The organism is Streptomyces sp. NPDC001443, assembly GCF_053597355.1.
Window position 1 is genome coordinate 20174 of the sequence record NZ_JBSFIA010000040.1, and the last position, 24117, is coordinate 44290.

The window sequence follows — 24117 nt, forward strand, 5'->3', positions numbered from 1 at the left end:
GACGCGCGCCGCCCGAGTCGCTCCCGTCATGGCGACCGGGCAGGCGTGCGTCCTCGGCTCGTGGTGGTGTCAGCTCTTGGGCATCAGGACGGTGTCGATGATGTAGACGTTGGCGTTGGCGGTCTTGACGTTGCCGCAGACGACCTTGGCAGAGTCGTTGACCCTGTAGGACTCGCCCGAGCCGGAGGTCATGACCTTCGACTTCTCCAAGGTCGCGAAGGAGCCGTTCTCCAGGTCCTTGGGGGTGAGCTTCTGGCCGACGACGTGGTAGGTGAGGATCTTCGTCAGCATCGCCTTGTCGTTCAGGACCGTGTCCAGGGTGGCCTTCGGGATCTTCTTGAAGGCGTCGTTGGTAGGCGCGAACACAGTGATGTTCTGCGCGTTGTTGAGCGTGTCGACCAGGCCGGCCTTCTTCACCGCCGAAACCAGCGTGGACAGGGCCGGGTTGTTGGAGGCAGCGGTGGCGACCGGGTCCTCGGCCATGCCGTCGAAGGAGCCGGCACCATTCTTCGGCACGGCGGAACAGGCCGCGCCGAACGGCTGGTCCATGCTGCTCGCGGACGCCGTCGAGCCGCCCATGTCGTCGCTGCTCTTGGTGGCAGGAGCCGACGCCTTGTTCGAGGAGTCGGACTTGCCCGAGTCGCTGCTGCCGCTGGAGCAGGCGGTCAGAGCCAAGGGGAGGACGGCGGCCGCGGCGAAGAAACCGGCGGTACGGCGGATACGGGTGTTCATCATGTTCTCCTGTTGAAAGGTGCAGCCTGATGCGGTTGCGTTCGGGTGTTGCGAAACGGTGGTTCGGAAAGGGCACGGGGCCCTCGTGATGGGGCGGGTGGTGGTCAGTCGACGGTCACGACCACGGAGTGCCAGCCGCTGGCACCGTCGGGGATCGTGCGAGCGCGTTTATCGGTCTGCACGGTGCCGGTGCGGTCGGTGGCGCGGACGGTGAGGGTGTGGCTTCCTTTGGTGGCCTGCCAGGGCAGGGACCACTGGCGCCAGGTGTCGCGGGTGTCCTCGGCGGCCGGATCGGCTTCTTGCCAGGGGCCGTCGTCGATGCGGACCTCGACCTTGTCGATGCCCCGGTGCTGTGCCCAGGCGACCCCGGCCACCATCACCGTGCCGGCTTTCGGCCGGGCGAAGGGCTTGGGGGTGTCGATCCGCGACTCGGTCTTGATCGGGGCCCTGCGGGCCCAGCCCCGTTTGACCCAGTACGGGTCGTAGGAGTCGAAGGTGGTGAGCTCGATGTCCCCGATCCACTTGCAGGCCGAAACGAATCCGTATAGGCCCGGGACGACCATCCGGACCGGAAAGCCGTGGTCGAAGGGCAGCGGCTCGCCGTTCATGCCGAGGGCCAGCATCGCGTCGCGGCCGTCCATCAGGTCCTCGACCGGGCTGCCGATCGTCATGCCGTCCACCGACCGGGACACCAGCTGGTCCGCCGCACCTCCCCGGGACGGAGGCTCGATGCCGCACTCGGTGAGCAGGTCGGCCAGCCGTACCCCGATCCAGCGGGCGTTGCCCGCATAGGGGCCGCCGACTTCGTTGGAGACACAGGTCAGGGTGATGTCCCGCTCGATCAGCTCCCTGCGCAGCAGGTCGTCGAAGGAGTAGGTGCCGGGGCGGCGTACGCCCTTGCCGTGGATGCGCAGCCGCCAGGTGGTGGCGTCCACCTTGGGCACCACCAGCGCGGTGTCCACCCGGTAGAAATCAGAGTTGGGGGTGACGAAGGGACTGATGCCGGGGACACGCAGCCCGGCCCTCTTGGGGATTGGCTGTGCCGGTGACCCAGGAGAAGGAAGCACGAGCTTCTTACGGGATGTGACCGCGCCCTGGCCGCGCGAGGCGTTCAGGGACCGGCCGACCGCGCTCACAGCGGCGGAGGCCGCTGCCGCGGACGCGGCCGCGAGGACGAATCCCCGCCGATCCCATCCGACGGATGCAGGCAGACCGACTCCCGCACCATCGGCCTCAGACCCGGGTGTCGATGCTGGTGACCACCTCACCGTGGTCAGGCGGCCCGCCAGCGTGTACAAGAGCAGCGCTCCTGCGATGGCCCCGAGCACGGACGGGAGTGCGTCCGTAAAGCCGGTGGAGTCGGGTCGGCCGACGGCGGCCGCCGCGCCGACGACTCCGAAGAGAAGGACACCGGCGGCTCCGACCCGCCGAGACCGCACCGCCAGCGCACCCAACGCCAAAGCCAGCACGGTCAGGACGGCGAGGATGCCGAGCTGCAGTACGAGCTTGTCGTTCGTGCCGAAGTGGCGGATCGCCCAGTCCTTGACCGCAGGGGGCGTTGCGTCGATGGACGCCCCGCCCACCGCGATGACCGGACTGGACTGCGGCCGCAGCGATGCGGCGACCAGTTCGGCCACTGCCAGCGCGGCGAAGCCGGCCAGCACCCCGCTCAGCGCCCCCAGCATCACACGGGGCCAACCCGGCTGTCCTCGCTGATCCTTCTTTTCGTCCCTCACGGGGGGAATCCGGTTCTGCCCGCCGGACGGATTGGCCCCAGACCTGATCAGGTGAAAAAAGATCCCGGACCAATCCACGCCGCATTCCGTTACGGATTACCCAGTTGGGCACCGACACCCGTCGCCGTCACGCTGCGCCTGAGGCGGAGTCGTAAGGTGGCCAAGGCGTGCCTGAGCAGGAGCTCACCCACGCCCGGCCCGGCCGCCGCGTCACATGCCGGTGTGCCAGCCAGTGTCGACGCAGGCGTTGCCGAAGGTCGGGTTCAGCAGACCGATCACGTCGACGGTGTTGACCGGGATGTTGATCGGGATTTGCGCCACGTTGCCCGACAGCACGCCCGGCGCCCCGACCGCAGCCCCCTGGGCGTCGTTGTCCGCCGACGCGGCCGACGCACCGGCGAGCACCACCGCGCCCGCAGCTGCCATCAGAGCCGCACTCCGCATCACCCGAGACCGCAGATACGTCATGTTCACGCGCCTCTTCTCCTCGTTGCGGCGGCAGTCGCCGCCGGCTGGCCGCATGCCGCGACCGGACACCGGTAATGCAGCCGGCACCGCACCCGCACCCGCCTCTCCCCCACCGACGTCCCGCGCCTCGCCTGAGGCCACCTCGCGGACGGCGACTCGAGAGCTCGGCGGCCGCCGCAAATGCGGAACGGGTGTCGGTGGCTCATCAGGCGCTGCGGAAGTCGGCATTTATGGTCGGGGTGGTCGTCGCGGCGTTCCGGGGAGCACTTGGAGCGAACCTGGGCGCCGAGGCGGCCGGTCTGTCGGGCGACCTCGTAACAGCGGTACGCGGGCGGGCGTCATAGTCGGCGGGACCCTTGCCAGCGTCTGGCAGTGGCTGACAAGGCTCGTGGAGCTGCTGCCAGGCTGTTGAGTCCGCAGGCCGCTACCCTCACATCCCGATGTGTTCGTCAAGGTGTACTTCACGCCTATCGCTCTATGGTATCGGTGACGCAAACCCTGTTCTTTCGATAAGTCTTCACGTGAGTGCTCTGAACGGCGCTTTAAGGGCTTGGCCAGTTGCCTTGCATCTCCGGTCAGTGCGACGTAACCGATTCCGCCACGCTGCGACTGGACCGACGCTAGGCTGACCACCGCGATCCAGTCGAGCGTCGGCACAGAACCGCACCGCCTCGCCGAAACCGTGCAACTTCCGGGCGCAGCAGCCGGAAGGCGGCTCGCGCCACTGCGCCCAACCGGCTGGACCGCCCTGCACACGACGCCAGCACCGTGTCCGATTTTCGTCGGGCAGCACAGCACCACCCGTTCCGCATGAGCCGTCATGTCGTCGCGATTGGAAGTGCGCGTGTTCGATCCGGATGAGTCCCGCCCCGATACCCCGCACCTGCGATTTGCATCCGACGCGGATCTGTTGCGCCAGCTCGCCTTCGGCGCGCCCATCGCACCGGCGGCCCTGTCCGTGCTGCGGGAGCGGCACCTGCCGGCGCTGACTCGCTACGCGCGGCTTTGTGTGATCGACGACAGGTTCTCGGAGCCGCTCGCGCAGCAGTCCCTGTCCGCAGTGGCCAGGGATGCGCTGCGCGGCCGCCTGCCGTACAGGGCTTTGCGCCCCACCCTGCTGACGGTCGTTCAGGAGTACGCGGCCCAGTGGGGGCAGGACGAGCGCCTTGCCCGGCTCGGCCCCTCCTTCGTGCACTGGATCAGCGAGACGACGGACGGCGGCACGTTCACCCCGCAGGAACGCCTCGCGAACGACGCACTCGCGAGGGCCTTCAACAGACTTCCGGTGAGCGAGCAGGAGATCCTCTGGTACGCGGAAGTCGAGCGCGGCGGCCCGGAGACGGCCCTTCTCCATGCGGGCGGCGACGACTTCTCCTACCGCGTCGAACACGCTCTCAACGGGTTGCGCCGTACCTACCTGCAGGCCTACGCGACCACCAGACCCCTTGCCAGCGAGTGCCGCGGCTCTTTGCGCATCATCGAAACCCGCGCCCGAGGCAAAGGCGCCCCCGTCGGCACGGCCGACGAGCATCTGACGTGCTGCGTGGCGTGCGCTGCGGCCGTCAACGAGCTCACCACCCTGTACGAGCAGCCCCGCGCGGTGCTCGTGCCGGCGCTGATCGGCTTCGCGGGCCAGGACTATCTGCGTGCGGGGGTCGCGCCCAGGCCGCGGGCGGCCGGTTCCCGGAAAGCCGTCGCAGCAGTTCCTCCTGCCGGACGCCGGCTCATCGCCCTTGTGACGGCGACGGGCGTCGTAGCGCTCTTGGTAGCCGGCGCGGCCATCGGCCTGCGGCACACGGGCTACGACTCGTCCCGGCAGCACCAGCAGGCCGTCTCGCCCGCCCCGCATCCGCATACGCCATCCACACATCCCGGCAGGGACCACGACGAGGCACTTCCCGCTCCCAGCGAACAGCCCACCACGGCCGCACCGCCCCAACGGGACTCTCCGGCCGGAAGGCGGCCGTCGGCCGCGTCGTCGGCCGCGCCGGCCTCTGCCGCCCACTCGCCGGCGCCTGCGGCAGTGTGCGTCACTGCCTCCGCAGCATCGGGTGACGCCTCGGTCACCGTCACCGGATCCGGGTCCGTGTCCGTCTCTGCACACCAGCATTCCTCCTCCGGATCGTCCTCCTCATCGAGTTCCGTCTCGAGTTCGTCGGCGGGCGCAAGCGTTGTGGTGACCTGTGCCCGCGGGGATGCTCAGTGACCAGACCGATGCAGCAACAAGCTGTGCGCAGCATTCTCCTTGCCTGCCGTCCGCATGTGCGGCACTTCGTAGCCCGAGGGGGTGTTGCGTCGAGCGCGCAGTGCTCATGGGAGCGCTTACCCGGGGAGATCTTCGAAGTTGGGGTGACGCCCTGGAAGGGGCGTGGCCGGGTGCAGGAACGGGTCACCATGGCGAATGTCGCCCCCACAGCGGGCGTCTCATCGGCAACCGTCCCCTATGTCCTGTCGGGCAAGCGGGCCGTGGCACCGGCAACGCGTGCCGCGGTGGAACGTGCCGTGGCCGATCTGGGCTTTACGGGGAATCCGACCGCTCGCAGCACGCGGACCGGCCGTTCGAGTCTGGCGGCGCTGATCGTGCCCGACATCGCCAATCCGTTCTTCGCGCAGCTCGCCCCCACGCTGCAGGAACAGCTGCGCGGTCCGGGACTGCACCTGGTGGTCCGCGCTACCGGCGCACGCCGTGACGAAGAACGCGCGCTGTCGGCCGAGGCCGTCCAGCAGCGCTTCGTCGGCGTCGTGATCACGCCGTTCGGGCTGCTGCCGGGCTACATGCAGTCGCTGGCCGATGCCGGCATTCCTGCCGTCGTCAGCGTCGACGTCTCCTTCGGTCCGCTCGACCTGGTCACCCCCGACGCGCATGGCGCGATGCGGCAGGCTCTGCGGCGCGTGACCGCCGCCGGAAGGCGCCGCATCGCGATGATCGCGGGTCCTCAGGATGCGACCGGAGGAGACCCCCGTCTCGCGCTGCTGCGGCACCTGGCCCCGCAGCTCGGCACGTCCCTGGCACGGGAGCTGGTGATGCGCGGCGAACACACCGGGGAAGCCGGTGCCGCGGGCTTTGCCGAGCTGATGAACCGGCGTTACCGGCCGGATACCGTGTTCTGCGGCAACGACATGATCGCGGTCGCGGCGATGGAGGCGGCGCACGACATGGGCATCGACATACCCAGCGAGGTGGCGCTGGTAGGCCATGACGATGCTGCGTTCGCATCCCTGGTCCGTCCGGGACTGACGACGATCCGTCACCCCGCACGCGAGGTCGGTCTTGCCTCAGCGCACCTCCTCGAAGAACGGCCGGCGGGGCGCGAAGTGCCCCGCACCGTGCAGGTGCGGGCGCAGTTCGTCGCGCGGAGCTCCACCTGACCACCGTGGCGGGGCACCTATGGGCGGGCGTCGGTCGCAGGGCTGGCCGGGGCCACGGTGGCCGGACGCGATGCGGCCGGCGGTTTGGTGTTGGCCAGGCTCACGTCGCCGTCGTAGTGGGCCAGCAGCCGTCGGTCCATGACGCGGCGCCACAGCGGCGGGATCCAGGCGAGGACGATCATCGCCGCATATCCGGCGGGGAGCTGCGGGGCCTCGTCGAAGTGGCGCAGGGTCTGGTAGCGGCGCAGGGGGTTGGCGTGGTGGTCGGAGTGCCGCTGGAGTTGGAAGAGGAAGAGGTTGCTGACGGTGTTGTTGCTGTTCCAGCTGTGCCGGGGCGCGACGCGTTCGTAGCGGCCGTCCGGGCGGCGCCGGCGCAGCAGGCCGTAGTGTTCCAGGTAGTTCACCGATTCCAGCAGGCTGATGCCGAGGACCGCCTGCAGGAGCAGACAGGGCAGCACCATGAGCCCGAACAGTGCGGTCAGGGTGGCGAAGAGCAGCACCGTCAGTGCCCATGCGGTGAGGACGTCGTTGTGGAAGCTGAAGGTGCCTCGTCCTCGGCGCTGCAGGCGGCGCTGCTCCAGCAGCCAGGCGGAGCGGAGGCTGCCCACAACCGTCCGGGGCAGGAAGGCCCAGAAGCTCTCTCCCATGCGGGAGCTGGCGGGGTCCTCGGGTGTCGCCACGCGCACGTGGTGGCCGTGGTTGTGCTCGACGTAGAAGTGTCCGTAACAGCTTTGAGCGAGCGCCAGGCGGCTGAGGCGGCGTTCCGCCTGCTCGCGTTTGTGTCCCAGTTCGTGGGCGGTGTTGATGGCGACCCCGGCCACCACACCGGTGGTGGCCGCCAGCCCGATCGAGCCGGTGACGCCGAGGCCGCCGCCCGTCCACTGCCCGCAGGCCCAGACGAGGGATGCGAACTGCAGCGGCAGGTAGAGGTAGGTGCACCAGCGGTAGTAGCGGTCGCGCTCGAGGTGTTGCATGGCCGCCTCGGGAGGGTTCTTGCCGTCCACGCCGGTGACCAGGTCGAACAGTGGCACCAGGGCGAAGGCGAAGAACGGCCCCCACCACCAGAACGCCGTGATGCCGGTGGCGTGCACCAGGGCGCCGGCCTGCCAGGGCAGGGTCGGGACGGCGAGCGCCAAAGGCCACCAGAGGCGCTTGGGGTCCCGCCAGGAGACGTCGTCGGCAACAGAGCTCATGTGCCCACTCCTTCGTCGAGAATGCGCGCTTCCGCCCCTTTGGCCGAGGTGGGGGCGGAAGCACGCTGTGGGGGGCCTCAGACTGGCAGCCAACCAGAACGACTGACAAAGGCTGCGCAGTGTAAAAGTTTTGACAGTGCATCAGGCCAACGGAAGGATCGGACAAGGTGCAGCAGACAGGCAGGTCATGGCGGCAGGTTCTGCCGCCCGCACAGTCATCGGGCCACAGCAAGCAGCCGCCGGATTCGCCTCGTGTGGCCTGGCGCAAGGAGATGCGCAGGCGTGTGCTTGACGAGGCCTGGACCCTGGCGGCGAAAACCGGATGGGACCGGGTACGGGTGGCCGACCTCGCCCAGCGCGCCGAGGTCTCCCGCCCGTCCATCTACGCGGAGTTCGGTGACCGCGCAGGCATCGGGCAGGCCTTGGTACGCCGGGAGGCCGACCGCTTCCTCACCGGCCTGGCCGACGTTTTGGACCGCCACCGCACACACGTCGGATTCGCCCTGCAGGCCGGCGTCGGACACGCCCTGGCCGAGGCCGAGCGCAATCCGTTCATCGATGCCGTGCTCAGCGCCGCACGCGGAGGCACCGACGCCCTGCTCCCCTTCCTCACCAGCCGTCCCGAGCCGATTCTCGCCAGCTCCTGGACCCTGGTCGCCGCATGGCTGGGTGACGTCCTGCCCCGTGTCGAGGAGAGCCGGCGCGCCGACGCGGCCGACCTCCTGGTCCGCCTCACCATCAGCCACATGCTGCTGCCCCCACCCGACCCCGGCACCGCGCCGGCGCGGGTGGCACGGGCCGCCTGCGCCGTCCTGGGCATCAGACCGCGTCCGCTCACCGCATGAACTGACGGTTCATCACAAAGTTGACTCCGAGCAGCCTTTGCGGGCTGCCGGTCCCATCTGACATTGTCGTGAACGCACCAACAGCGCGCTTCCGTCGCGTCCCGGGCGGGAGCGACGGAAGCGCGCATGCAGTGAAGGACCCAGAAGCCCGGCACGCCCGGCCGACGACCTACGCCTGCCGTGCCCCCGCCGGCCACAGCCCTGTCACGCCTGACCATGCGCCGTTGACGTCTGCTCCTTCAGTCCCGCCGGAAGGTGAGCCATGCCGCGCCTCCTGCTCCGTGCACTGTCGGCCCTCGCACTGCTCCTCATCGCCCTGACGGGCGCCCCTCCCGCCGACGCCGCCCAGGCAACTCCCCGCCTCGCCGCCTCGGACCCGTCCTCGCAAGGCGCCTATCCCGTGGCCTACACCGACCTCACCGCCACCGCCTCGGGACGATCCTTCAGCGCACGGGTCTGGTACCCGGGCCAGAGCGCCGGAGCCGATGCGCCCGTCGCCGGCGGCGCCCATCCCGCGCTCGCCTTCGGACACGGCTTCTTCCAGAGTGTCACGCAATACCAGAGCCTGACCGAGCACTGGGCGTCATGGGGATTCATCACCGTGGCCCCCAAATCCCAGGGCGGCCTGTTCCCCAGCCACGCGGCCTTCGCCGACGACCTCAACGCGGCACTCACCTGGCTGACCGAGCAGAACAGCACCAGCACCTCCCGCTTCGCCGGCTCCGTGAACACCGATCGCCTCGCACTGGCCGGACACTCCATGGGAGGAGGCGCGGCCCTGCTGGCAGCCGCTCACAACACCGCGGTGAAAAGCGTCTCCACCCTCGCGGCCGCCGAGACCAACCCCTCCGCCGTCACCGCGAGCGGCACCCTGACCGCCCCCGCTCAATACCTGGGCGGCAGTGCGGACTCGGTCGCCGGAGTCGCCGGAAACCAGCAGAAGATGTACGACGCCAAACCCGCCCCCGCCCAGCTGCGCGTCATCACCGGCGGCTTCCACTGCGGCTTCGAGGACAGCTCGGGCTTCGGCTGCGACAGCGGAACCATTACCCGCAGCGCCCAGCAGAAACTGACCAGGGCCATCACGACCGCTTGGCTGCTCTACACCCTCGGCGACGACAAGACGTACTACGACCAGGTATGGGGTGCCGCAGCCGGCACCCTACCGGGCGTCGTCTACTCCGCGAAGCCCTGATGCCCGAAGGAGTCGCGTCGCAGAGGGAGACGCCCCCGCAGCGACCACGCACCGAACGAACGTGCCGTTCATGGTCTACAGCCGGTCGAGCGAGTCATGCGCTAGCCCACGCGGCGTGGGGAGCCTGCACCGTGGTGCACGTCGAACCGCCCCTGCCTAAGCGCTGCTCACATGCCACGGCGTCGTCGCCGGGCGGACGATCCAACGTGCTCGTCAAGATCCAGCACAGCGCGGGCCGAACAGCAGTGGCAGAGTCGTCCCACCGTGTCCCGCACAAGTCCGTTCCGCAGAACGCCCGGCGCCAGCACGCACCGGTACCGGCGCCCTGCGGGCAGACCAGGGCGACGGAACCGTCTCGGCCCTTCCCGCACGGGCGCTCACAACTAAACAAAATACAGTTCATTGCTGAACATTTTTCGATTCAACCTCTTCCTCTCACCTTCAGTGCGCCTCGAATTGTCATGTACGCCACAAAAAATCAGGCGTCATGAACTCCGGAGGCAACCATGAGGGGAAAGAACCTACTTCAAACACTTCTGTCAGCTCTTCTGCTGATCTTGAGCGTGCTCCTGATAGCCGAGCCCGCATCTGCGACCCCCGGGCCCTACGTCGCTGTCGGCGACTCGTACTCCGCCGGCGAAGGCTCGGGCGACTACACGAGTGACAGCGGGTCCTGCCATCGCAGTCCGCACGCCCATCCGCAGCTCTGGGCTTCCGCGAACAACCCCTCGTCCTTCGTGTTCGCGGCCTGCTCCGGAGCGACCACCCAGGACGTGATCAACAACCAGCTCGGAGCGCTCACCTCCTCCACCACACTCGTCAGCATCGGCGTCGGCGGCAACGACGCCAACTTCGCCGGCACCATGCAGACCTGCGTCCTGCAAGGCATCGACGCCTGCCTCTCAGCCGTCGACACCGCCAAGAACTACGCCAACAGCCAGCTGCCCGCGCGCCTGGACCAGATCTACTCACAGATCCGCAACCATGCCCCCAACGCCCGCGTCGTCGTCCTAGGCTACCCACACCTGTACAAGATCAGCGGCTCCTGCGCCTATGGCATCGGCGACACCAGCCGCACCGCCATCGACTCCGCCGCCGACACCATCGACACGGTCATCTCCACACGGGCCGCAGCATGGGGCTTCACTTTCGGCGACGTCCGCGGCGCCTTCACCAACCACGAGATCTGCTCCGGCGACTGGTGGCTCAACAGCACCGTGATCGCCCTCCACGAGAGCTACCACCCCAACGCCAAGGGACAGGCCAACGGCTACCTGCCGACCTTCTCCTCCGGAACGTGATCTGACCTCACCGACGTAACGCGGAGGACGGAGCCTTCCGGTCTCCGTCCTCATGGTTCACCGCAAATGCGCGACAGCAGCCCCACCCACGCAATCCCCCGGCGCCGGAAGGACCCCCGCGGGGGCGGAGGAGAGAGCATTGCACGCCTACCGCCTCCGACAGCGACCTGACGGCCCGTCGGAACATTGACACTGAGTATCCTTTGCGCCGTGACCTGTAGGGCTGGCATTGTCGTCAGCACTTGAAGGTGCGTGCTTCCGCCGGGTTCTAAGCGGTGCCGACGGAAGCACGCCCCTTCAGGCAGCGGGCACCTCACACCCATACAGCGGGTAGCGGGCTCAATCCCGTTCTTCCCTACGCTGCAATCACCGCAGCCCACCCGTGTTCACGCCGAAATAGCCCGGCCACAGAGATAATCCGACACCGGATACGTCTCCCCCTGCCGCAACCGCATCGGATCCACATGCACCCGCTCGGATCCAGCTCCTAGAGCGCCGTGCGACTTCATAACCTTTCGAATTTTTATTAGGACTGTCGAGTCTCGCCCGTGTTTCATGCGTATCGCTGTGCGGCCGAACCGCACGAGGCGGATCCATGAAGGACAGGGGACACGGTGCGCATCACACGGAAATCGATAGGGGCTCTCTTCATAGGGAGCGCCATGGCATTGACCCTCGCGGCACTCGCCTACCCAAGCCTGCTGGGTGACAGCACCACCACAGCTTCACCCGACCGCATCATTACCCAGACCCAGTGGGGGCCGCTCACCGAGTCGGACCGGGACTTCGTCGTGAAGGTGCGGGCCGCCGGGCTCTGGGAGTATCCAGTCGGTCAGATGGGTCTGCAGAAAGGCACCACGCCCGCCGTCGTCACGGCGAGCAGGCATCTCGTCGACGGACACTCCGCGCTGGATACGACGTGCCGCAAGATCGCACCCCTGCTCAACGTCGCCCTGCCCAACGTCGCCAGCCCTCAGCAGCAAGGTTTCGTCGCCACGCTTCAGGGCGACAGCGGCGCCCAGTTCGACGCCGAATTCGCCAACATCCTGCGGATGACCCACGGCTCGATCTTCAACACCGTGGCAAAAATACGCTCCACCACCAAGAACACCCTGGTACGCGCTCTGGCCGACCAAGCCAACGACACGGTGCTCGACCACATCACCGTGATGGAGAAAACAGGCCTGGTCAACTTCGACCAGACGCTCTTCCAGCAGACGACGCCGCCGAAACTCCCCGCCACCGACCTGACCCCTCCTCCCCCACAGCCGGGCGCCCCGATGGTGGTGCTCACACCGCCCGCGAAGGCCACTTCCACGCCCGTCACCATCGACGGGCTCACCGACGGCGGGGGTGGGAGTGGCGCTGTCACCCCCACCCCCGTCCCGAACCCGACAGGAAGCTGACGCGCTGTCTCGTCTTCGCTGCGGGACGCGCTGCGGCGGCGGAAGATCTGGGTGCCGGGCGCGAACCGGTGGCAGAACCCGGAGGGCGATCTGCCACCGGACTTCGAGGACAACCGCGATGTTCACTACGACGCGATCCGCCAGCCGCAGGACCATGGGGCGTTCATTGAGGCCCTTCAGAAGCGGCTGCGCGAGACCCTGACCCGCTTCGACACGGCGCTGGAACTAGGCACCACGGGCGGGGTGGACATCATCAAGAAGCACGGCGAGCAGTGGATCACGGTCTCTCCGCTGAGCAAGCAGGAAGAGCCGGAGAACCTGACGACGCGGGCGCGCCCGAACGCCCTGGCCAACGCGGCCTGCTGAGCGGCGTCGGGGTACAGCCTGAAGGCGTACCGAAGCTGCATGACGATCACACTAGGCATACCGAACCCGTGCCGCCACCGGGAACACACAAGCGCTCCGTCACCGTCACCGGGCACAGTCCGGCTCCGCCGGAACACCACCGCGACGCTCCGCGTCGCCACCACAGGATTCGCTTCACCCCCGGCCTGAAGGCCGGAGCACTGCGAATGAGTCCCGGTAGTGCGCGTGAGTACGCCAGGCTCGGCGCGCCTGCGGGGTGAGCACGGTCGTGTCGTCGATCAGCCACAGGTACAGCACGACACGTATCAGCGACCGTTGCGGGATGCCCCCGGCGGGGAACGCTCTCGAGCTTTGAGAAGTCTGGTGAACAACTCACGTTGCTCCGGGAAGAAGACTCGCGGATCACTGCCGCTACCGGGCATCGACACCCGGCGCGCCCGGGCACCTGCCGCGACTGGCAGGCACCGTCGAAGCGTGGGCGCGGTACCGGCTGGCGGCACAGGCCATCCGGATGAACTGGCCCTACGGACCCGCTGCAATCCACCTCGCAGATAGTTACGGCGTGCGCTGGACCTCGGTGACCTGGACCTCCTCGGTCTCCGGGGCGCCGAAGGGCTCCACGAAGGCGCCGTCGCGGGTGGCGGTGATCTCCAGGACGAGGTGGCCGCCCATGAAGCGCAGGTCGATCCGGGCGCGGGGCTCGCCGGCGCGCTGCGGCATGCGGTGGATGCACTCGGCTGGGTAGTCCAGACCGGTCAGCTTGACCTGCAGCGCCGGGTAGTCGGTGGTGGCGGTGCCGCGGAGGGCGGCGGTGATGCGGTCGGCGTGGGCGGTGCCCTCGCACGCCTCGATCTCGCTCAGCGGGACGTCGCGGGGCGTGCCGGTGCGGCCGGCGGGGGCGGTGGGGGCGGGCGGCTCGGGGGCGTCGGCGGGGAGGGGGACGGCAATGTCGCCGTGGGCGTCGGGGGTGCCGGGCGGGGTCTGGCCCGGCCCGAACCGCGGGGTCTGCGGGCCCTCCCAGCCGGGCAGGTCCTCGGGCCGGGGCGCCCCGTCGCCCGGGTCCTGGACCGGCAGGCCCTGGGAGGCGGAGGCGTCGCCCTTGTCTCCGAGGGTCTGGGAGGCGCAGTGCTGAGCGATGTCGCCGATCAGGTCGAGGAAGCGCATCTGCGGGTCGTCGGCGGCGGGCGAGGCCTCTCGGGCGGCCGGGGCGTGGGCGGCGGCGGGGGCCGCGGAGGCGCTGTGGGTGCCAGCGTCGGTGGGGGCCGGGGTGCCGCAGGCGGCAAGGGCGGCGCAACCGAGGGTCGCGGACAGCAGGGACTTGGTGAGGAAGATCGATCGCATGGCTGAATCATTGGGTCTGCGGCCGTTGCCCCACCTGAGTACCCGTGCTCACCTGCGACCGGGACGGATGCTCAACCCGGACCTGCCGATGGACGTGAGCAGCGTCGGGCAACTCCGCTTTCTTGCACGGGTTCTGGCCGCTTTCCCTGTGCGCGGCTGCGGAACGGCCGGGCCGCGGCTCCGGACTCCGCATCCCGGGCTCCGGACTTCGGACTTCGGACTTCGGCAAGGGCGTTCACGGCGCGGGGGGTCCGGCGGGTTCGGGCGCGGTGGTCCGCCGGGCCCAGGGGGAGGGGCCCGGGTCCGCCGGGTGCCGGGTGCCGGCGGTGCTGAAGGTCCGCCGGTAGTGGCCGGGGGTGGTGCCCAGGGCGGCGCGGAAGCGGCGGCGCAGGTTGACCGCGGAGGACAGCCCGGTCCGGGTGGCGACGGACTCCACCGGCAGCGCGGTCTCCTCCAGGAGGGTGCGTGCCGCGTCCAGGCGTTTGGCCAGCAGCCAGCGGCCGGGGCTGGTGCCGAGCTGCTCGGCGAAGCGGCGGGCCAGGGTCCGTCCGGACACCCCTGCCCGCGCGGCAAGCTGTTCTACGGTCAGGGCGCTGTCCAGGCGTTCGGCCGCCCAGTCCAGCAGGGGCGCCAGGGACTCATCCGCGGGGCGGGGCGCGGACTGGACGGCGTACTGGAGCTGGCCGCCCTCTCGGTGCGGGGCCAGCACCATGCCGCGGGCGACGCGGGCGGCGTGGGCGGCGCCGTGGTCGGAGCGCACCAGGTGCAGGCACAGGTCGATGGCGGCGCCGGTGCCGGCGCTGGTAGCCACGTCGCCCAGGTCGACGTAGAGGACGTCCGGCTCGACGCGCACCGCGGGGAACGCTGCGGCCAGCAGGCCGGTGCGGCGCCAGTGCGTGGTGGCGCGGCGTCCGTCGAGCAGCCCGGTGCGGGCGAGGGCGAACGCGCCGGTGCACAGGGACACGATCCGCGCACCGCGCCGGTGCGCGGCTCGCAGCGCCTCCAGGACGGGCGGGGCGGGCGCCTGCGTCAGCGGCTCCCAGCCCGGCAGGACGACGGTGTCGGCCCGCCCCAGCGCCTCCAGGCCGTGCTCGGCGAGCATCGCATAGCCGGCGGTCGTGGCGACCGGGCCCGGCTGCTGCGCGCAGACCCGGAAGTCGTAGCGAGGGGGGACCTCGGGGCGCTGCGTTCCGAACACCTCGGCGGCGCAGGCGAGTTCGAACGTCGACTGGGGTGCGTTGACCAGGGCGACCACACGGTGCAGGGGCATGGCAGGAAGATACCCATCAGTGTCAACCCGGACACTGGGGCCGAGGGCGGCACCGCGCCACCCTGGTCGCATGGACACCGACCCCGCCTCCGGCGCGCGCCCGCCCGTGCTCGCCCTCCACGTCGACGACCTCCCCGAGCGCCGGATCGCTCCCGGGATCGTGCGGCGCGACCTGCCAGCCACCGGCCGGGCCTGCGGCTGGCTGATCGACTTCGCCCCCGGGTCCCGGTGGCCGCATGTCGACACGCACGACGCGGAGGAGCGGTACTACGTGCTCTCCGGCGAAGTCATCGAGGACGGCCGCCGCCATGGGCCGGGGACCTACGTCGTCTTCGCCCCCGGCAGCAGCCACCGCCCCCGCAGCGAGACCGGCGCCCGCATCCTCGGCATCGACCTGCTCTCCCCCTGACCGCCCGCCCACGCCTCCCCTCCAGCCCGGCAACCGCGTGCGCGGCCGCCACGCCCGCACGCTCCCTCACGCCCCGCCACGCACCCCGGCGACCGCCGGGGTCCACGACGCCCCCCGGAGAACCCGTGACCGCCCCGGCACCGCCGGCACCGGCCGCGCAGGCCCCCCTGCCGCCCCTGCGCCACAACCGCGACTTCATGACCTTCTGGATCGGCGAGACCGCCTCCCTGCTCGGCACCCAGGTGACCAACCTGGCCCTGCCCCTGACGGCCGTCCTCGCCTGCCACGCCACCGACGAGCAGGTCGGGGTGCTGCGCTTCCTGCAGCTGCTGCCCTACCTAGGCCTGGCCCTGCTGTTCGGGGTGTGGGCCGACCGCCGCCGCAGGCGGCCGCTGATGCTCGCAGCGAACGCCCTCCGCATGGTGCTGCTGCTCCTGGTCCCCGTCCTGGCCTGGGCGCACGCCCTGACCCTGCCGACCCTGCTGGCCGTGGCGTGCGCGGTCGGCACCGCCTCGGTGCTCTTCGACGTCAGCTGGATGTCCTACGTGCCCACGCTCGTCGGCGACCGGCGCCACTACGTCGAGGCGAGCGCGAAGATGAGCGTCAGCTCCTCGGCGGCGGAGGTCGCCGGCCCCGGACTCGCGGGGGTGCTGATCGGCGCGCTGACGGCGCCCGTCGCCCTCCTGGCCGACGCGTTCTCCTACACGTTCTCCCTGGTCTCGCTGCTACTGATCCGCACCCGGGAGCCCGCACCCCGCCCGGCAGCGGCCGAGCGCCGCCTGTGGCGCGAGCTGCGCGAGGGCGTCGCCTACGTCTGCGGCCACCCGGTGCTGCGGCCCCTCGCCCTGGTAGCTCCCCTGTGCAACTTCTTCCTGGTGGCCGTGTGGACGCTGTTCCTGCTGCACGGCACCCGAGACCTGCACCTGAGCCCGGCCGCCCTCGGCACCGTCCTGGCGGGCGCGTCCGTGGGCGGACTGGCCGGCGGGGCGCTCTCGCGCCGCGCCGTCGCACGGTTCCGCCCGGGGGCGCTGTACGCCGTGTCGATGAGCGCGGTGTTCGCAGGGCCGCTGCCTGCGGCATTCGCCCACGGGCCTCGCCCCGTCGTGATAGCCCTGTGCACGTCCTCGTTCTTCCTCAGCTACCTCGGACTGGGCGTGGCGGGGGTGGTCATGGTGGCCCTGCGCCAAACCTGCACCCCGACGGCGGTGATGGGCCGGATGACCGCGTGCTTCCGCACCGCACTGTTCGGCGGCGGCTGCCTGGGCGGCCTGTCCGCCGGCGTGCTGGCGGGCCGCATCGGCAGCGGCAGCGCCCTGGTGTGGACCGCCGCCGGCTCCGCGGCGGCGGTCACGGCGGTCCTCTGCTCGCCGGTCAGCCGCCTGCGCGCCATGCCCTCCCCCACCGTGCAGGAGGACTGAATGCACCTCCAGGAGATCTGGCGCTTCCCGGTCAAGTCCCTGCGCGGCGAGCGCCTGCCGCACGCCCGGCTTACCGCCGACGGCGTCGCCGGGGACCGGCAGGTCCACATCCGCGGCCCCCGCGGGGTCCTGACCGCCCGCACCCGGCCCGGCCTGCTCTCCCTGTCCGCCACCACCGGCCCCGGCGGGGACGTGCTGATCGACGGCCACCCCTGGGACGGCCCGCAGGCCGCGGCCGCCGTCCGCGCCGCCGGCGGGCCCGACGCCACCGCGATCCGATACGGCGGCCCCGAACGCTTCGACGTCCTCAACCTCACCGTGGCCACCGACGGGGCCCTGGCGGCCCTGGGGCACGACCCGCGCCGGCTGCGCTCCAACCTGGTGATCGCAGGCGTGCCCGGCCTGGCCGAACGGCACTGGCCCGGCCGCACCCTGCGAATCGGCGACGCCGTCGTCGGCGTGCTGAAACTGCGCGCCCGCTGCGTGGTCACCACCGTCGACCCCGACTCGGGCGTCCGCGACCCCGGCGTCCTGCGCGACATCCACCGCCGCTACGAGGGCCGCTTCGCCCTGGACTGCTGGGTCGCGATCCCCGGCACCGTCCGCTCCGGCGACCCGGTCCGCCTCACCGACGAGGATTTGGACGCTCCTGCACCGGGCGGCTGGATCCTCGGCGCGCCCTACACCCTCCCGGCCGACTGAACACGAATCCGCCGACCGGTGGCCGTGGTCCCCGGGGAGGGCGGCACGTACAGGCGCGTTCCACACCGGGAGAACGGGGTTCTCCGGGGCCGCCCTCGACCCCGCATGCAGCGCGGCCCCGCGGGCGAGGGACCAGTCGGCGCCCGGTGCGGACAGCCCGGGACCGGGCCGGAACGGGCCCCTCACCGCCGCACCCCGAGGGACCCGGCGGCCCGCCGACGACAAGGTCGGCGGTCGGCGGGAGCGGCGGCGTCCCACCAGCCGGGATGGGGACGGTACCAGACGACGGCGTCGGCGAAGACCCGGCGAAGGGGGCGGCGGGGGCGGTAGCGGCGCGGGCGTAACCGGGTTGCCCCCGGCAGCAGTTGGAATTGTGTGACGAAAACCAAAAGCACGCCGAGGGCACCCGCCCGCTTGTCTGCCAGTGCCGCCTGCCGCTGTCCACGCGGACCGTCAACCACCTCGCCGATCTGCTCCGACATCACCTGACAGTGATCCGGTCCAGGTGGCGGATCCTGCCGCCCGGACGGATCGCGGTGATCGTCCTGGCCGTGCCGCGCCACGACCAGCGCCTGGCCGACATGGCCGGCGGCAACAACGTGTCCGAGTCCACCGTCCGCCGCTGGCGCGACGAGCTGATCGCCCTGCTCGCCGCCCAGGCGCCTCGCCTGGACCGCGCCCTGAAGAAGGTCGCCATGCAGGGCGGGGAGGTGGTCCTGATCGACGGCACCCTCATCGCCACCCAGCGCCGCACCGGGAAGGCCGACCGACGCAACTACTCCGGCAAACACCACCATCACGGCCTGCACGTCCTCGCCCTGACCGACGAGCGGGGCCGGCTGATCTGGATGTCCACTGCCCGGCCCGGCCGCGCCCACGACCACGCCGCCGCCCGCCAGGACCACATCCTGGCCCACCTGCGCGACGCCGGCCTCGGGGCCCTGGCGGACCTCGGATTCCGGGGTCTGGACAACGACGTACTCAACCCCGTGATCCTCGCCGGCTTCCACGCTACCCGCACCCACAAGCTCACCGTCGGCCAGAAGACCGCAAACCGCTTCCTCGCTGTCGGCCGAGCACCGGTCGAGCACGGCTTCGCCCACCTCAAGAACTGGCGGATCCTCACCAAGCTCCGCACCGATCCGGCCCGCGCCACCCACCTCCTGCGCGCCCTGCTCGTTCTGACGAACCTTGAGGTCAATCGTTGACAGATGGTGAAGTCCGACTTCCCCGATGGCGTCACACATCGCAGACGGGTGATGTCGGCGAGTTCAAAGGCGCCAAGAGTCCGGCATAGGGCAGCATCGGGATGCTGTCAGCGAAAGATGCAGGTCACACCGTGGGTGCCGGAGGTTGACCCGTTGCCCCGAGCGCACGACTGGGAAGGGGGCCAGGCGCTCAGCCAGGCCATGGGGGCCATGCTGACGGCTGCGTTGGCGGTTGCGCTCAGCCCCTTTCCTCTGATCGGCATCGTCCTGATCCTTTCCGGTGCGCATGGCCGCCGAAGCGGCCTGGTGTTCGCGGCTGGGTGGATCATCGGTCTCGCGATCGCGGCGACACTCGTCGCGGTGGTCTTCAGCGGGGCCGACGACCCCGACAGCACATCATCGGCGATCGCGGACTGGGGACGGGTACTGGCCGGAGGAGCGCTCATCGTGCTGGGAGTACGCAAGTGGTGCAAGCGTCCGCGAGCCGGTGAGCAGGCACAGCCGCCCCGCTGGATGGCCTCGCTCGAGGACCCCACGGCCGGACGGGCACTGCTCCTCGGGGCGCTGCTGTCGGGTGCCAACCCCAAGAACCTGGTCCTGACCGCGTCGGCCGCCACCTCGATCGTCGAGGCTGGTGCCCACGACATCGGCCTCGCCGTGGCAGTTGCCCTCTTCGTCCTCATCGCCTCCTGCACCGTGCTGGGAGCGGTCGGCATCCACTTCGCCGGAGGACAACGCGCCACGGCGTTCCTGGAGGGCGTCAGACAGTTCATGGTCACCAACAGCACCGTGATCACAGTGATCGTGCTGCTCCTGCTGGGCGCAAGCGTTCTGGGGGACGGGCTCTCCGGCCTCGGCCGCTGATACTTCCACGCGATCACTGTCGGTGGTGCCCGCAGCGCCTGCTGGAATGCCAAGCCTTCGGTCACGGGCGCGAAGCGTTGACGGGAACAGACAGACGATCCACTCCTCAAACTTCCGCCCACGACCAGGGTGAGCACCTCGCCAACCGGTCACGTCAGCCCTTTGGCCTGTGCCTTCAGGTTGGCGGAAGCTCAGTGGACCCCCATCGATGTCGTGCATCGCCACTGGATGCAGAACATCATGCGCTCCACCCGGTGAGCGATGCCTGACATCGTCACCACAACCAGGCATTGGAGTGCCGCACCCGGGACAGGGCACGGGCGTCGCGGCGCGCGGCCGCGTTGCCGATCCGGTTCTGCCTGGAGCGGGGCCGGTGCGACTGCGATGCGGCGAGGCGCCGGCGTCCAGCGTCCTGGAGTCGCCGCCGCTGCTTGCTCAGCTCCTGCTTCTTCGCTGCCTTCGTCTTCGGCTTCCGGGGCCGCTTCCAGATCGGATGCCATCCCAGGGGCTCATCGGGCTCGGGCTCCTGGTCCTCGTCGAGCGCGGCGGCCATCTTCGCGCGGGCCACGTGGGCGCGGGCGAGGGCCGCCTCGGGGTTGGGCTGTTCTTCCGGGGTGCTCACGCGACTCCTCCTGTGGTCCGGGCCGGTGCGGGCTGGGTGTGGAATCGGTGCGCTGAGTGATGGGCTCGCGCACCAGTCCGGCCTCCTTCAGGCGAGCCGGTGCGAGGTCGAGGAGACGGTCGGCACGGTCGCCCCCGGCGAGACGATTGCGGAAGTCGGCCAGCGCGCTGTGATGGAATCCGGGATCGTCCAGCTCCATGGCCATTGCATATTTGAAGTCGATGAGCGGTGCCGTTTGTCTCGCGGGCACCCCTGATTCCAAGGTGCTACTGGGATCTGGCCGCGGACGGAATTGTATGAGCTGGAGTTTGTGAGGCTGGTCAGACCGAAGAACGTGCGACGAACTCGGCCTTGATGTGCACCGTCTTGTGCACCTGCCGTCCGTTCAGGCGCTCAATGAGCAGTTGGGCGGCAGCTCTGCCGACGCTGGCCGCCGGATAGCGGATGGTGGTGAGCTGGGGACGTACGAGAGAGGCAAACGATGCGTCGTCGTGGCCGATCAAGGCCACGTCGGCAGGGATGTTGATGCCGAGCTCATTGGCCTTGTCCATCGCGCCGATCGCGATGACATCGTTGCCGCAGAAAATCGCGTCCGGACGATAACGACGGCTCATGAGTTCGCCGAATCCGGCTGCTCCTGCTTGCCTGGTGTGTTCTCCTCGGACAACGAGTTCGCGCGGTAGTGACATGCCGAACTGAAGGGCCAGAGCGTAAAGTTGCTCCAAGCGAGGGTCTCCCCCAGTGGCGTCTCGCGGGCCCGCGATCATGGCGATGCGTCGTCGGTTGGCTGCGGCTACTTCCTTCAGCGCACGCCTGATGGCGTTCCCTGCATCGGGAGTGACCAGGTCGATGGGACCGAAGGAAACGTCGGCACTGACCACGACAGGTATGCCGGCGCCCACAATCGGTTCGAAGTCGCTCGGCTTGAGCCGGAAAGGAGTGATGACCACTCCGGCAAAGCGCTGCTGCGTGGCTTCTGCGAGCAGCGCCTGCTCCTCCGCCCGGCGTGCACGGGTGTTGCAGACCACGACGTGCAGCCCCAAGCCGCGCAGTTCTTCTTCGAGGGTCGCGGCGAGCTGAGCGAAAAAGGGGTTGGCGATGTCGGGCACGATCAGCGCCACCAGGCTGGATCGGCCCGTGCGCAGGCTGCGGGCGGTGGCGTTGATCGTGAAGGAGAGTTCGGCAATGGCGGCTTCCACGGCGGCCCGGGTTTCGGGGGCCACCGGCCGTTTCCCGGAGAGCACGTAGGAGACGGTGGCGGAGGATACGCCTGCAACACGGGCGACATCGGCCATGGTGACCCGCTCCGTCACAGCACACGCTCCCTTCGGCTGCCGATACTTTACTTTACGTTTCCCCTGCTGGTGAGAGCGCTTTCCCGCTGGATCCGAAGGTCTGACCGGGGGTGGATCCCGTGTGGTGCGCTGCCGGCCGATGATGCGGGGGCACGGCCTGCGGGCGCCGCCTCGTCCCCGGCTGTCGGCAAAGCACTACGCGTCGGGGCCAGAGCTGTCGGTCTTGCGCAGACATACCAGAGCACTCGCGCAGTCTCCGGACGGCAGCTCGGGCAGCGGCAGGCCGAAGCTCATCAGGGTTCTTCCGTGCCATTGCTGTCCTGTCTCCTCGTCACGGTACAGGGCGTCCGCCTCCAGCCCGCGCAACCGCAGCGGAAGCTGGTCCAGGCCGAAGAGTGTGCTGGGCCGCCAGACGAGCACGGCCGCTCGATCAGCATGGACATACTGCACAGCTGTCAGCGGCCCTTCACCGGGCGCCAGGAGACGGAACTGCTGTCCCCGCTGGACAACAGGTCGAATGTGCTTGTAGACCCGGATCAGCTCGGCGGCTTCGGCGAGTTCGGCATCCGTCCAGCGCGTGAGGTCTCCCCCGATGCCGAGGACGCCGGCCATGGCACTGTGAAAGCGGAACCGCATGGGTACCGTCCGACCGGTCAGCGGATTGGGGCTGTCGGTCACCCATGCCGACATGACGTTCGCTGGGTAGAGCTGGCTGAAGCCGTGCTGGATGGTCAGGCGGTCCACGGCATCGGTGTTGTCCGAAACCCACACTTGATCGGTGCGGCTGAGGATGCCCGGATCAACCCGGCCGCCACCGCCTGCGCACGACTCGATGCGCAACTGCGGGAACTCCGAGCGCAGGCGGTCCAGGAGGCTGTACAAGCCTTGGGCATGCTCAAGGTGCACCTTCCGTGCGTCAAGGCCACCCGTACGAGTGGCCGCCTCGGTGAAGGAGCGGTTGAAGTCCCACTTGAGGAAGTCGACGCCGTTCTCTCGCACCAACCGGCGCAGCCATTGCAGGGCCCAGTCGGTCACCTCCTGGCGGGAGAAGTCGAGCACAAGCTGGTGCCGCAGCTCGGTGGAGGCACGGTCCGGTACGTGCAGCAGCCATTCAGGGTGGGCGCGGTACAGGTCGCTGTTGGCGTTGACCATCTCCGGCTCCACCCACAAGCCGAACGCCATCCCCAGACGATGTACCTCCTCTGCGAGCGGGCGCAGTCCACGGGGGAACTTTCTTGGGTGGGGGGTCCAGTCGCCCAGTCCGGACCGGTCGTCGTCCCGTCCTCGAAACCAGCCGTCGTCAAGCACGAACAGCTCCGCTCCCAGGGCGGCAGCGCGTCGGGCGAGAGCGATCTGGTTGTCCTCGTCCACCTCGAACGAGGTCGCCTCCCATGAGTTGTAGAGCACCGGACGCAGTTCTCCGGGGTGCGGGAGGACGTGGGCGCGAAGATGGTGGTGGATGGATCTGCTGGCTGCGCCGAAGCCGCCGGTGGTGTATTGAGCGAGACTGACCGGCGTGCAGTGCTGCTGGCCGGGCCGCAGCAGGAGTTCGGAGGCTCCATGTCCTTCGCCTGCCAGGATGCCGGTGCGGCCGGCGGCGGTCCGTTGCGCGGTGATGCGCCAGCTTCCGCTGGTTGCGAGTGCGACGAGCCAGACCTCGCCGTGTTCTTCACCTGTGTCGCCGGGGTCCACGGCGATCCAGGGGTTGGCGTGGTGTCCTGTGTGGCCTCGTCTGCTGCCCAACGTGGTCTCACCGACCGGCAGGGGTGATCGATGCAGGCGGCTCTCGGCCGACCAGCTGCCGTGGACGGCGCTCAGCCGCCAGTGGGGCCGCTGCGGGACGGGCCAGTGAGCTGAGGCGCCGCGGACGAGCAGTATGTCGCCGTCGTCCTCGGCGCCGGTGTGGAAGAACTCCACCCATCGCTGCACGACATCACCGCCGGCAGGCACACGGTAGTGCAGGTACCAGGCCAGCGTTCGGGAGCAGTCCTCTACAGGGATGACGACATGGTTGTCCTGAAGCAGCACTGGATTTTGTACTACGGCCTCGACCGGGCTGCTCCCGTCGGCGAAGCGCACTTCGAAAGCGGGTACGGCGAATCGGGCGCCGCCATCGACCGGGTACTCCTCTGTGCCGTCCAAGAGACCGGCGAAACTGTTGTCGTGCTCGCTCCACAGGGGCAGCGAGACGGCATCGGCGAGAGGAATCGGGAGCCCCCAGTGGACGTGTCGCACCGTTCCTGCGGTGCGGTCCACTCTGAACGCATAAGCGCTGTGGGCAGTGTTGAGGAGCACCGTGCCGGTGGACTCGTCGATCTCCACTGGGTTGGCTGCGACGTCGGAGGAAAATGTTGCAGTGGCGTGCATGGTGTGAGGT

At 69.6% G+C, this 24117-nt stretch carries 20 protein-coding genes and 1 pseudogene; 11 read left to right on the forward strand and 10 right to left on the reverse strand.

The genetic code is table 11. The annotated features are described in order from the left end of the window. Positions 1 to 69 precede the first annotated feature (69 nt). The 3 genes from ACWC24_RS32670 to ACWC24_RS32680 form a co-directional block, all read right to left on the reverse strand. Positions 70 to 732: a fasciclin domain-containing protein gene (locus tag ACWC24_RS32670; protein WP_450666514.1), complete on the reverse strand. Its 663-nt coding sequence runs from the start codon at positions 730 to 732 to the stop codon at positions 70 to 72. Between the two features lie 104 nt (positions 733 to 836). Further along, on the reverse strand, positions 837 to 2417 hold the full coding sequence (locus ACWC24_RS32675; RefSeq protein ID WP_450666515.1) for a molybdopterin-dependent oxidoreductase: 1581 nt from the start codon (positions 2415 to 2417) through the stop codon (positions 837 to 839). Positions 2418 to 2678: 261 nt separating this feature from the next. Then, on the reverse strand, positions 2679 to 2936 hold the full coding sequence (locus ACWC24_RS32680; RefSeq protein ID WP_450666576.1) for a chaplin: 258 nt from the start codon (positions 2934 to 2936) through the stop codon (positions 2679 to 2681). 820 nt (positions 2937 to 3756) lie between these two features. Between ACWC24_RS32680 and ACWC24_RS32685 the strand changes: the two genes are divergently transcribed. Both ACWC24_RS32685 and ACWC24_RS32690 read left to right on the forward strand, forming a co-directional pair. Then, the gene (locus ACWC24_RS32685) at positions 3757 to 5142 is read left to right on the forward strand and encodes a hypothetical protein (protein ID WP_450666516.1); all 1386 of its coding nucleotides are present in this window, start codon (positions 3757 to 3759) and stop codon (positions 5140 to 5142) included. 188 nt (positions 5143 to 5330) lie between these two features. Next, a complete protein-coding gene (locus ACWC24_RS32690) occupies positions 5331 to 6305 on the forward strand; it encodes a LacI family DNA-binding transcriptional regulator (protein WP_450666517.1) in 975 nt (324 codons plus the stop codon). 17 nt (positions 6306 to 6322) lie between these two features. Here the strand turns inward: ACWC24_RS32690 and ACWC24_RS32695 are convergent, their stop codons facing one another. Further along, positions 6323 to 7498, reverse strand: coding sequence for an alkane 1-monooxygenase (locus ACWC24_RS32695; protein WP_450666518.1), 1176 nt, complete (start codon positions 7496 to 7498; stop codon positions 6323 to 6325). A gap of 284 nt (positions 7499 to 7782) precedes the next feature. Between ACWC24_RS32695 and ACWC24_RS32700 the strand changes: the two genes are divergently transcribed. The 4 genes from ACWC24_RS32700 to ACWC24_RS32715 all read left to right on the forward strand — a co-directional run bounded on the left by ACWC24_RS32700 (position 7783) and on the right by ACWC24_RS32715 (position 12245). Then, positions 7783 to 8343 carry a TetR family transcriptional regulator gene (locus ACWC24_RS32700; protein ID WP_450666519.1) on the forward strand — a complete coding sequence of 187 codons (561 nt, stop codon included), beginning with the start codon at positions 7783 to 7785 and terminating at the stop codon, positions 8341 to 8343. 262 nt (positions 8344 to 8605) lie between these two features. Beyond that, positions 8606 to 9538: an alpha/beta hydrolase family protein gene (locus tag ACWC24_RS32705; protein WP_450666520.1), complete on the forward strand. Its 933-nt coding sequence runs from the start codon at positions 8606 to 8608 to the stop codon at positions 9536 to 9538. Positions 9539 to 10101: 563 nt separating this feature from the next. Continuing rightward, complete coding sequence (locus ACWC24_RS32710) at positions 10102 to 10839, forward strand: SGNH/GDSL hydrolase family protein (RefSeq protein WP_450666577.1); 738 nt, start codon at positions 10102 to 10104, stop codon at positions 10837 to 10839. A gap of 662 nt (positions 10840 to 11501) precedes the next feature. Further along, positions 11502 to 12245, forward strand: a complete 744-nt coding sequence (locus ACWC24_RS32715; RefSeq protein WP_450666521.1) for a DUF4142 domain-containing protein — start codon at positions 11502 to 11504, stop codon at positions 12243 to 12245. Between the two features lie 320 nt (positions 12246 to 12565). Here ACWC24_RS32715 and ACWC24_RS32720 read toward each other — a convergent pair. The 3 genes and pseudogenes from ACWC24_RS32720 to ACWC24_RS32730 all read right to left on the reverse strand — a co-directional run. Beyond that, a pseudogene (locus ACWC24_RS32720) lies at positions 12566 to 12652 on the reverse strand (helix-turn-helix domain-containing protein); the annotation flags it as partial. Between the two features lie 514 nt (positions 12653 to 13166). Continuing rightward, positions 13167 to 13952 carry a hypothetical protein gene (locus tag ACWC24_RS32725; RefSeq protein ID WP_450666522.1) on the reverse strand — a complete coding sequence of 262 codons (786 nt, stop codon included), beginning with the start codon at positions 13950 to 13952 and terminating at the stop codon, positions 13167 to 13169. 235 nt (positions 13953 to 14187) lie between these two features. Beyond that, positions 14188 to 15222, reverse strand: coding sequence for a helix-turn-helix domain-containing protein (locus ACWC24_RS32730; RefSeq protein WP_450666523.1), 1035 nt, complete (start codon positions 15220 to 15222; stop codon positions 14188 to 14190). Positions 15223 to 15292: 70 nt separating this feature from the next. Here ACWC24_RS32730 and ACWC24_RS32735 point away from each other — a divergent pair, with 70 nt between their 5' ends. The 5 genes from ACWC24_RS32735 to ACWC24_RS32755 all read left to right on the forward strand — a co-directional run bounded on the left by ACWC24_RS32735 (position 15293) and on the right by ACWC24_RS32755 (position 19823). Next, positions 15293 to 15631 (forward strand): cupin domain-containing protein, encoded by a 339-nt coding sequence (locus tag ACWC24_RS32735; protein WP_450666524.1) that lies wholly within the window; start codon positions 15293 to 15295, stop codon positions 15629 to 15631. Between the two features lie 125 nt (positions 15632 to 15756). Further along, on the forward strand, positions 15757 to 17049 hold the full coding sequence (locus tag ACWC24_RS32740) for an MFS transporter (RefSeq protein WP_450666525.1): 1293 nt from the start codon (positions 15757 to 15759) through the stop codon (positions 17047 to 17049). Beyond that, on the forward strand, positions 17050 to 17751 hold the full coding sequence (locus tag ACWC24_RS32745; RefSeq protein ID WP_450666526.1) for an MOSC domain-containing protein: 702 nt from the start codon (positions 17050 to 17052) through the stop codon (positions 17749 to 17751). It abuts the gene before it with no gap. A 491-nt stretch (positions 17752 to 18242) separates the two neighbouring features. Next, positions 18243 to 18959 (forward strand): transposase family protein, encoded by a 717-nt coding sequence (locus tag ACWC24_RS32750; RefSeq protein ID WP_450666527.1) that lies wholly within the window; start codon positions 18243 to 18245, stop codon positions 18957 to 18959. Between the two features lie 153 nt (positions 18960 to 19112). Next, on the forward strand, positions 19113 to 19823 hold the full coding sequence (locus tag ACWC24_RS32755; RefSeq protein ID WP_450666528.1) for a GAP family protein: 711 nt from the start codon (positions 19113 to 19115) through the stop codon (positions 19821 to 19823). Positions 19824 to 20097: 274 nt separating this feature from the next. On the opposite strand, the gene ACWC24_RS32760 is transcribed toward ACWC24_RS32755, so the two are convergent. From ACWC24_RS32760 to ACWC24_RS32770, 3 genes are all read right to left on the reverse strand, one after another. Beyond that, positions 20098 to 20445: a hypothetical protein gene (locus ACWC24_RS32760; RefSeq protein WP_450666529.1), complete on the reverse strand. Its 348-nt coding sequence runs from the start codon at positions 20443 to 20445 to the stop codon at positions 20098 to 20100. 320 nt (positions 20446 to 20765) lie between these two features. Beyond that, positions 20766 to 21740: a LacI family DNA-binding transcriptional regulator gene (locus ACWC24_RS32765; protein WP_450666530.1), complete on the reverse strand. Its 975-nt coding sequence runs from the start codon at positions 21738 to 21740 to the stop codon at positions 20766 to 20768. 195 nt (positions 21741 to 21935) lie between these two features. Beyond that, complete coding sequence (locus ACWC24_RS32770) at positions 21936 to 24107, reverse strand: alpha-galactosidase (RefSeq protein ID WP_450666531.1); 2172 nt, start codon at positions 24105 to 24107, stop codon at positions 21936 to 21938. Between the last annotated feature and the right edge of the window lie 10 nt (positions 24108 to 24117).

Bases quoted from the DNA above. Each gene is read 5' to 3' on its own strand.
- ACWC24_RS32715 (WP_450666521.1), top strand. From the start codon at position 11,502: ATGGCATTGACCCTCGCGGCACTCGCCTACCCAAGCCTGCTGGGTGAC.
- ACWC24_RS32725 (WP_450666522.1), bottom strand. From the start codon at position 13,952: ATGCGATCGATCTTCCTCACCAAGTCCCTGCTGTCCGCGACCCTCGGT.
- ACWC24_RS32765 (WP_450666530.1), bottom strand. From the start codon at position 21,740: ATGGCCGATGTCGCCCGTGTTGCAGGCGTATCCTCCGCCACCGTCTCC.
- ACWC24_RS32735 (WP_450666524.1), top strand. From the start codon at position 15,293: ATGGACACCGACCCCGCCTCCGGCGCGCGCCCGCCCGTGCTCGCCCTC.
- ACWC24_RS32675 (WP_450666515.1), bottom strand. From the start codon at position 2,417: ATGCTGGGGGCGCTGAGCGGGGTGCTGGCCGGCTTCGCCGCGCTGGCA.
- ACWC24_RS32685 (WP_450666516.1), top strand. From the start codon at position 3,757: ATGTCGTCGCGATTGGAAGTGCGCGTGTTCGATCCGGATGAGTCCCGC.
- ACWC24_RS32770 (WP_450666531.1), bottom strand. From the start codon at position 24,107: ATGCACGCCACTGCAACATTTTCCTCCGACGTCGCAGCCAACCCAGTG.
- ACWC24_RS32680 (WP_450666576.1), bottom strand. From the start codon at position 2,936: ATGACGTATCTGCGGTCTCGGGTGATGCGGAGTGCGGCTCTGATGGCA.
- ACWC24_RS32695 (WP_450666518.1), bottom strand. From the start codon at position 7,498: ATGAGCTCTGTTGCCGACGACGTCTCCTGGCGGGACCCCAAGCGCCTC.
- ACWC24_RS32705 (WP_450666520.1), top strand. From the start codon at position 8,606: ATGCCGCGCCTCCTGCTCCGTGCACTGTCGGCCCTCGCACTGCTCCTC.
- ACWC24_RS32690 (WP_450666517.1), top strand. From the start codon at position 5,331: ATGGCGAATGTCGCCCCCACAGCGGGCGTCTCATCGGCAACCGTCCCC.
- ACWC24_RS32730 (WP_450666523.1), bottom strand. From the start codon at position 15,222: ATGCCCCTGCACCGTGTGGTCGCCCTGGTCAACGCACCCCAGTCGACG.
- ACWC24_RS32745 (WP_450666526.1), top strand. From the start codon at position 17,050: ATGCACCTCCAGGAGATCTGGCGCTTCCCGGTCAAGTCCCTGCGCGGC.
- ACWC24_RS32670 (WP_450666514.1), bottom strand. From the start codon at position 732: ATGAACACCCGTATCCGCCGTACCGCCGGTTTCTTCGCCGCGGCCGCC.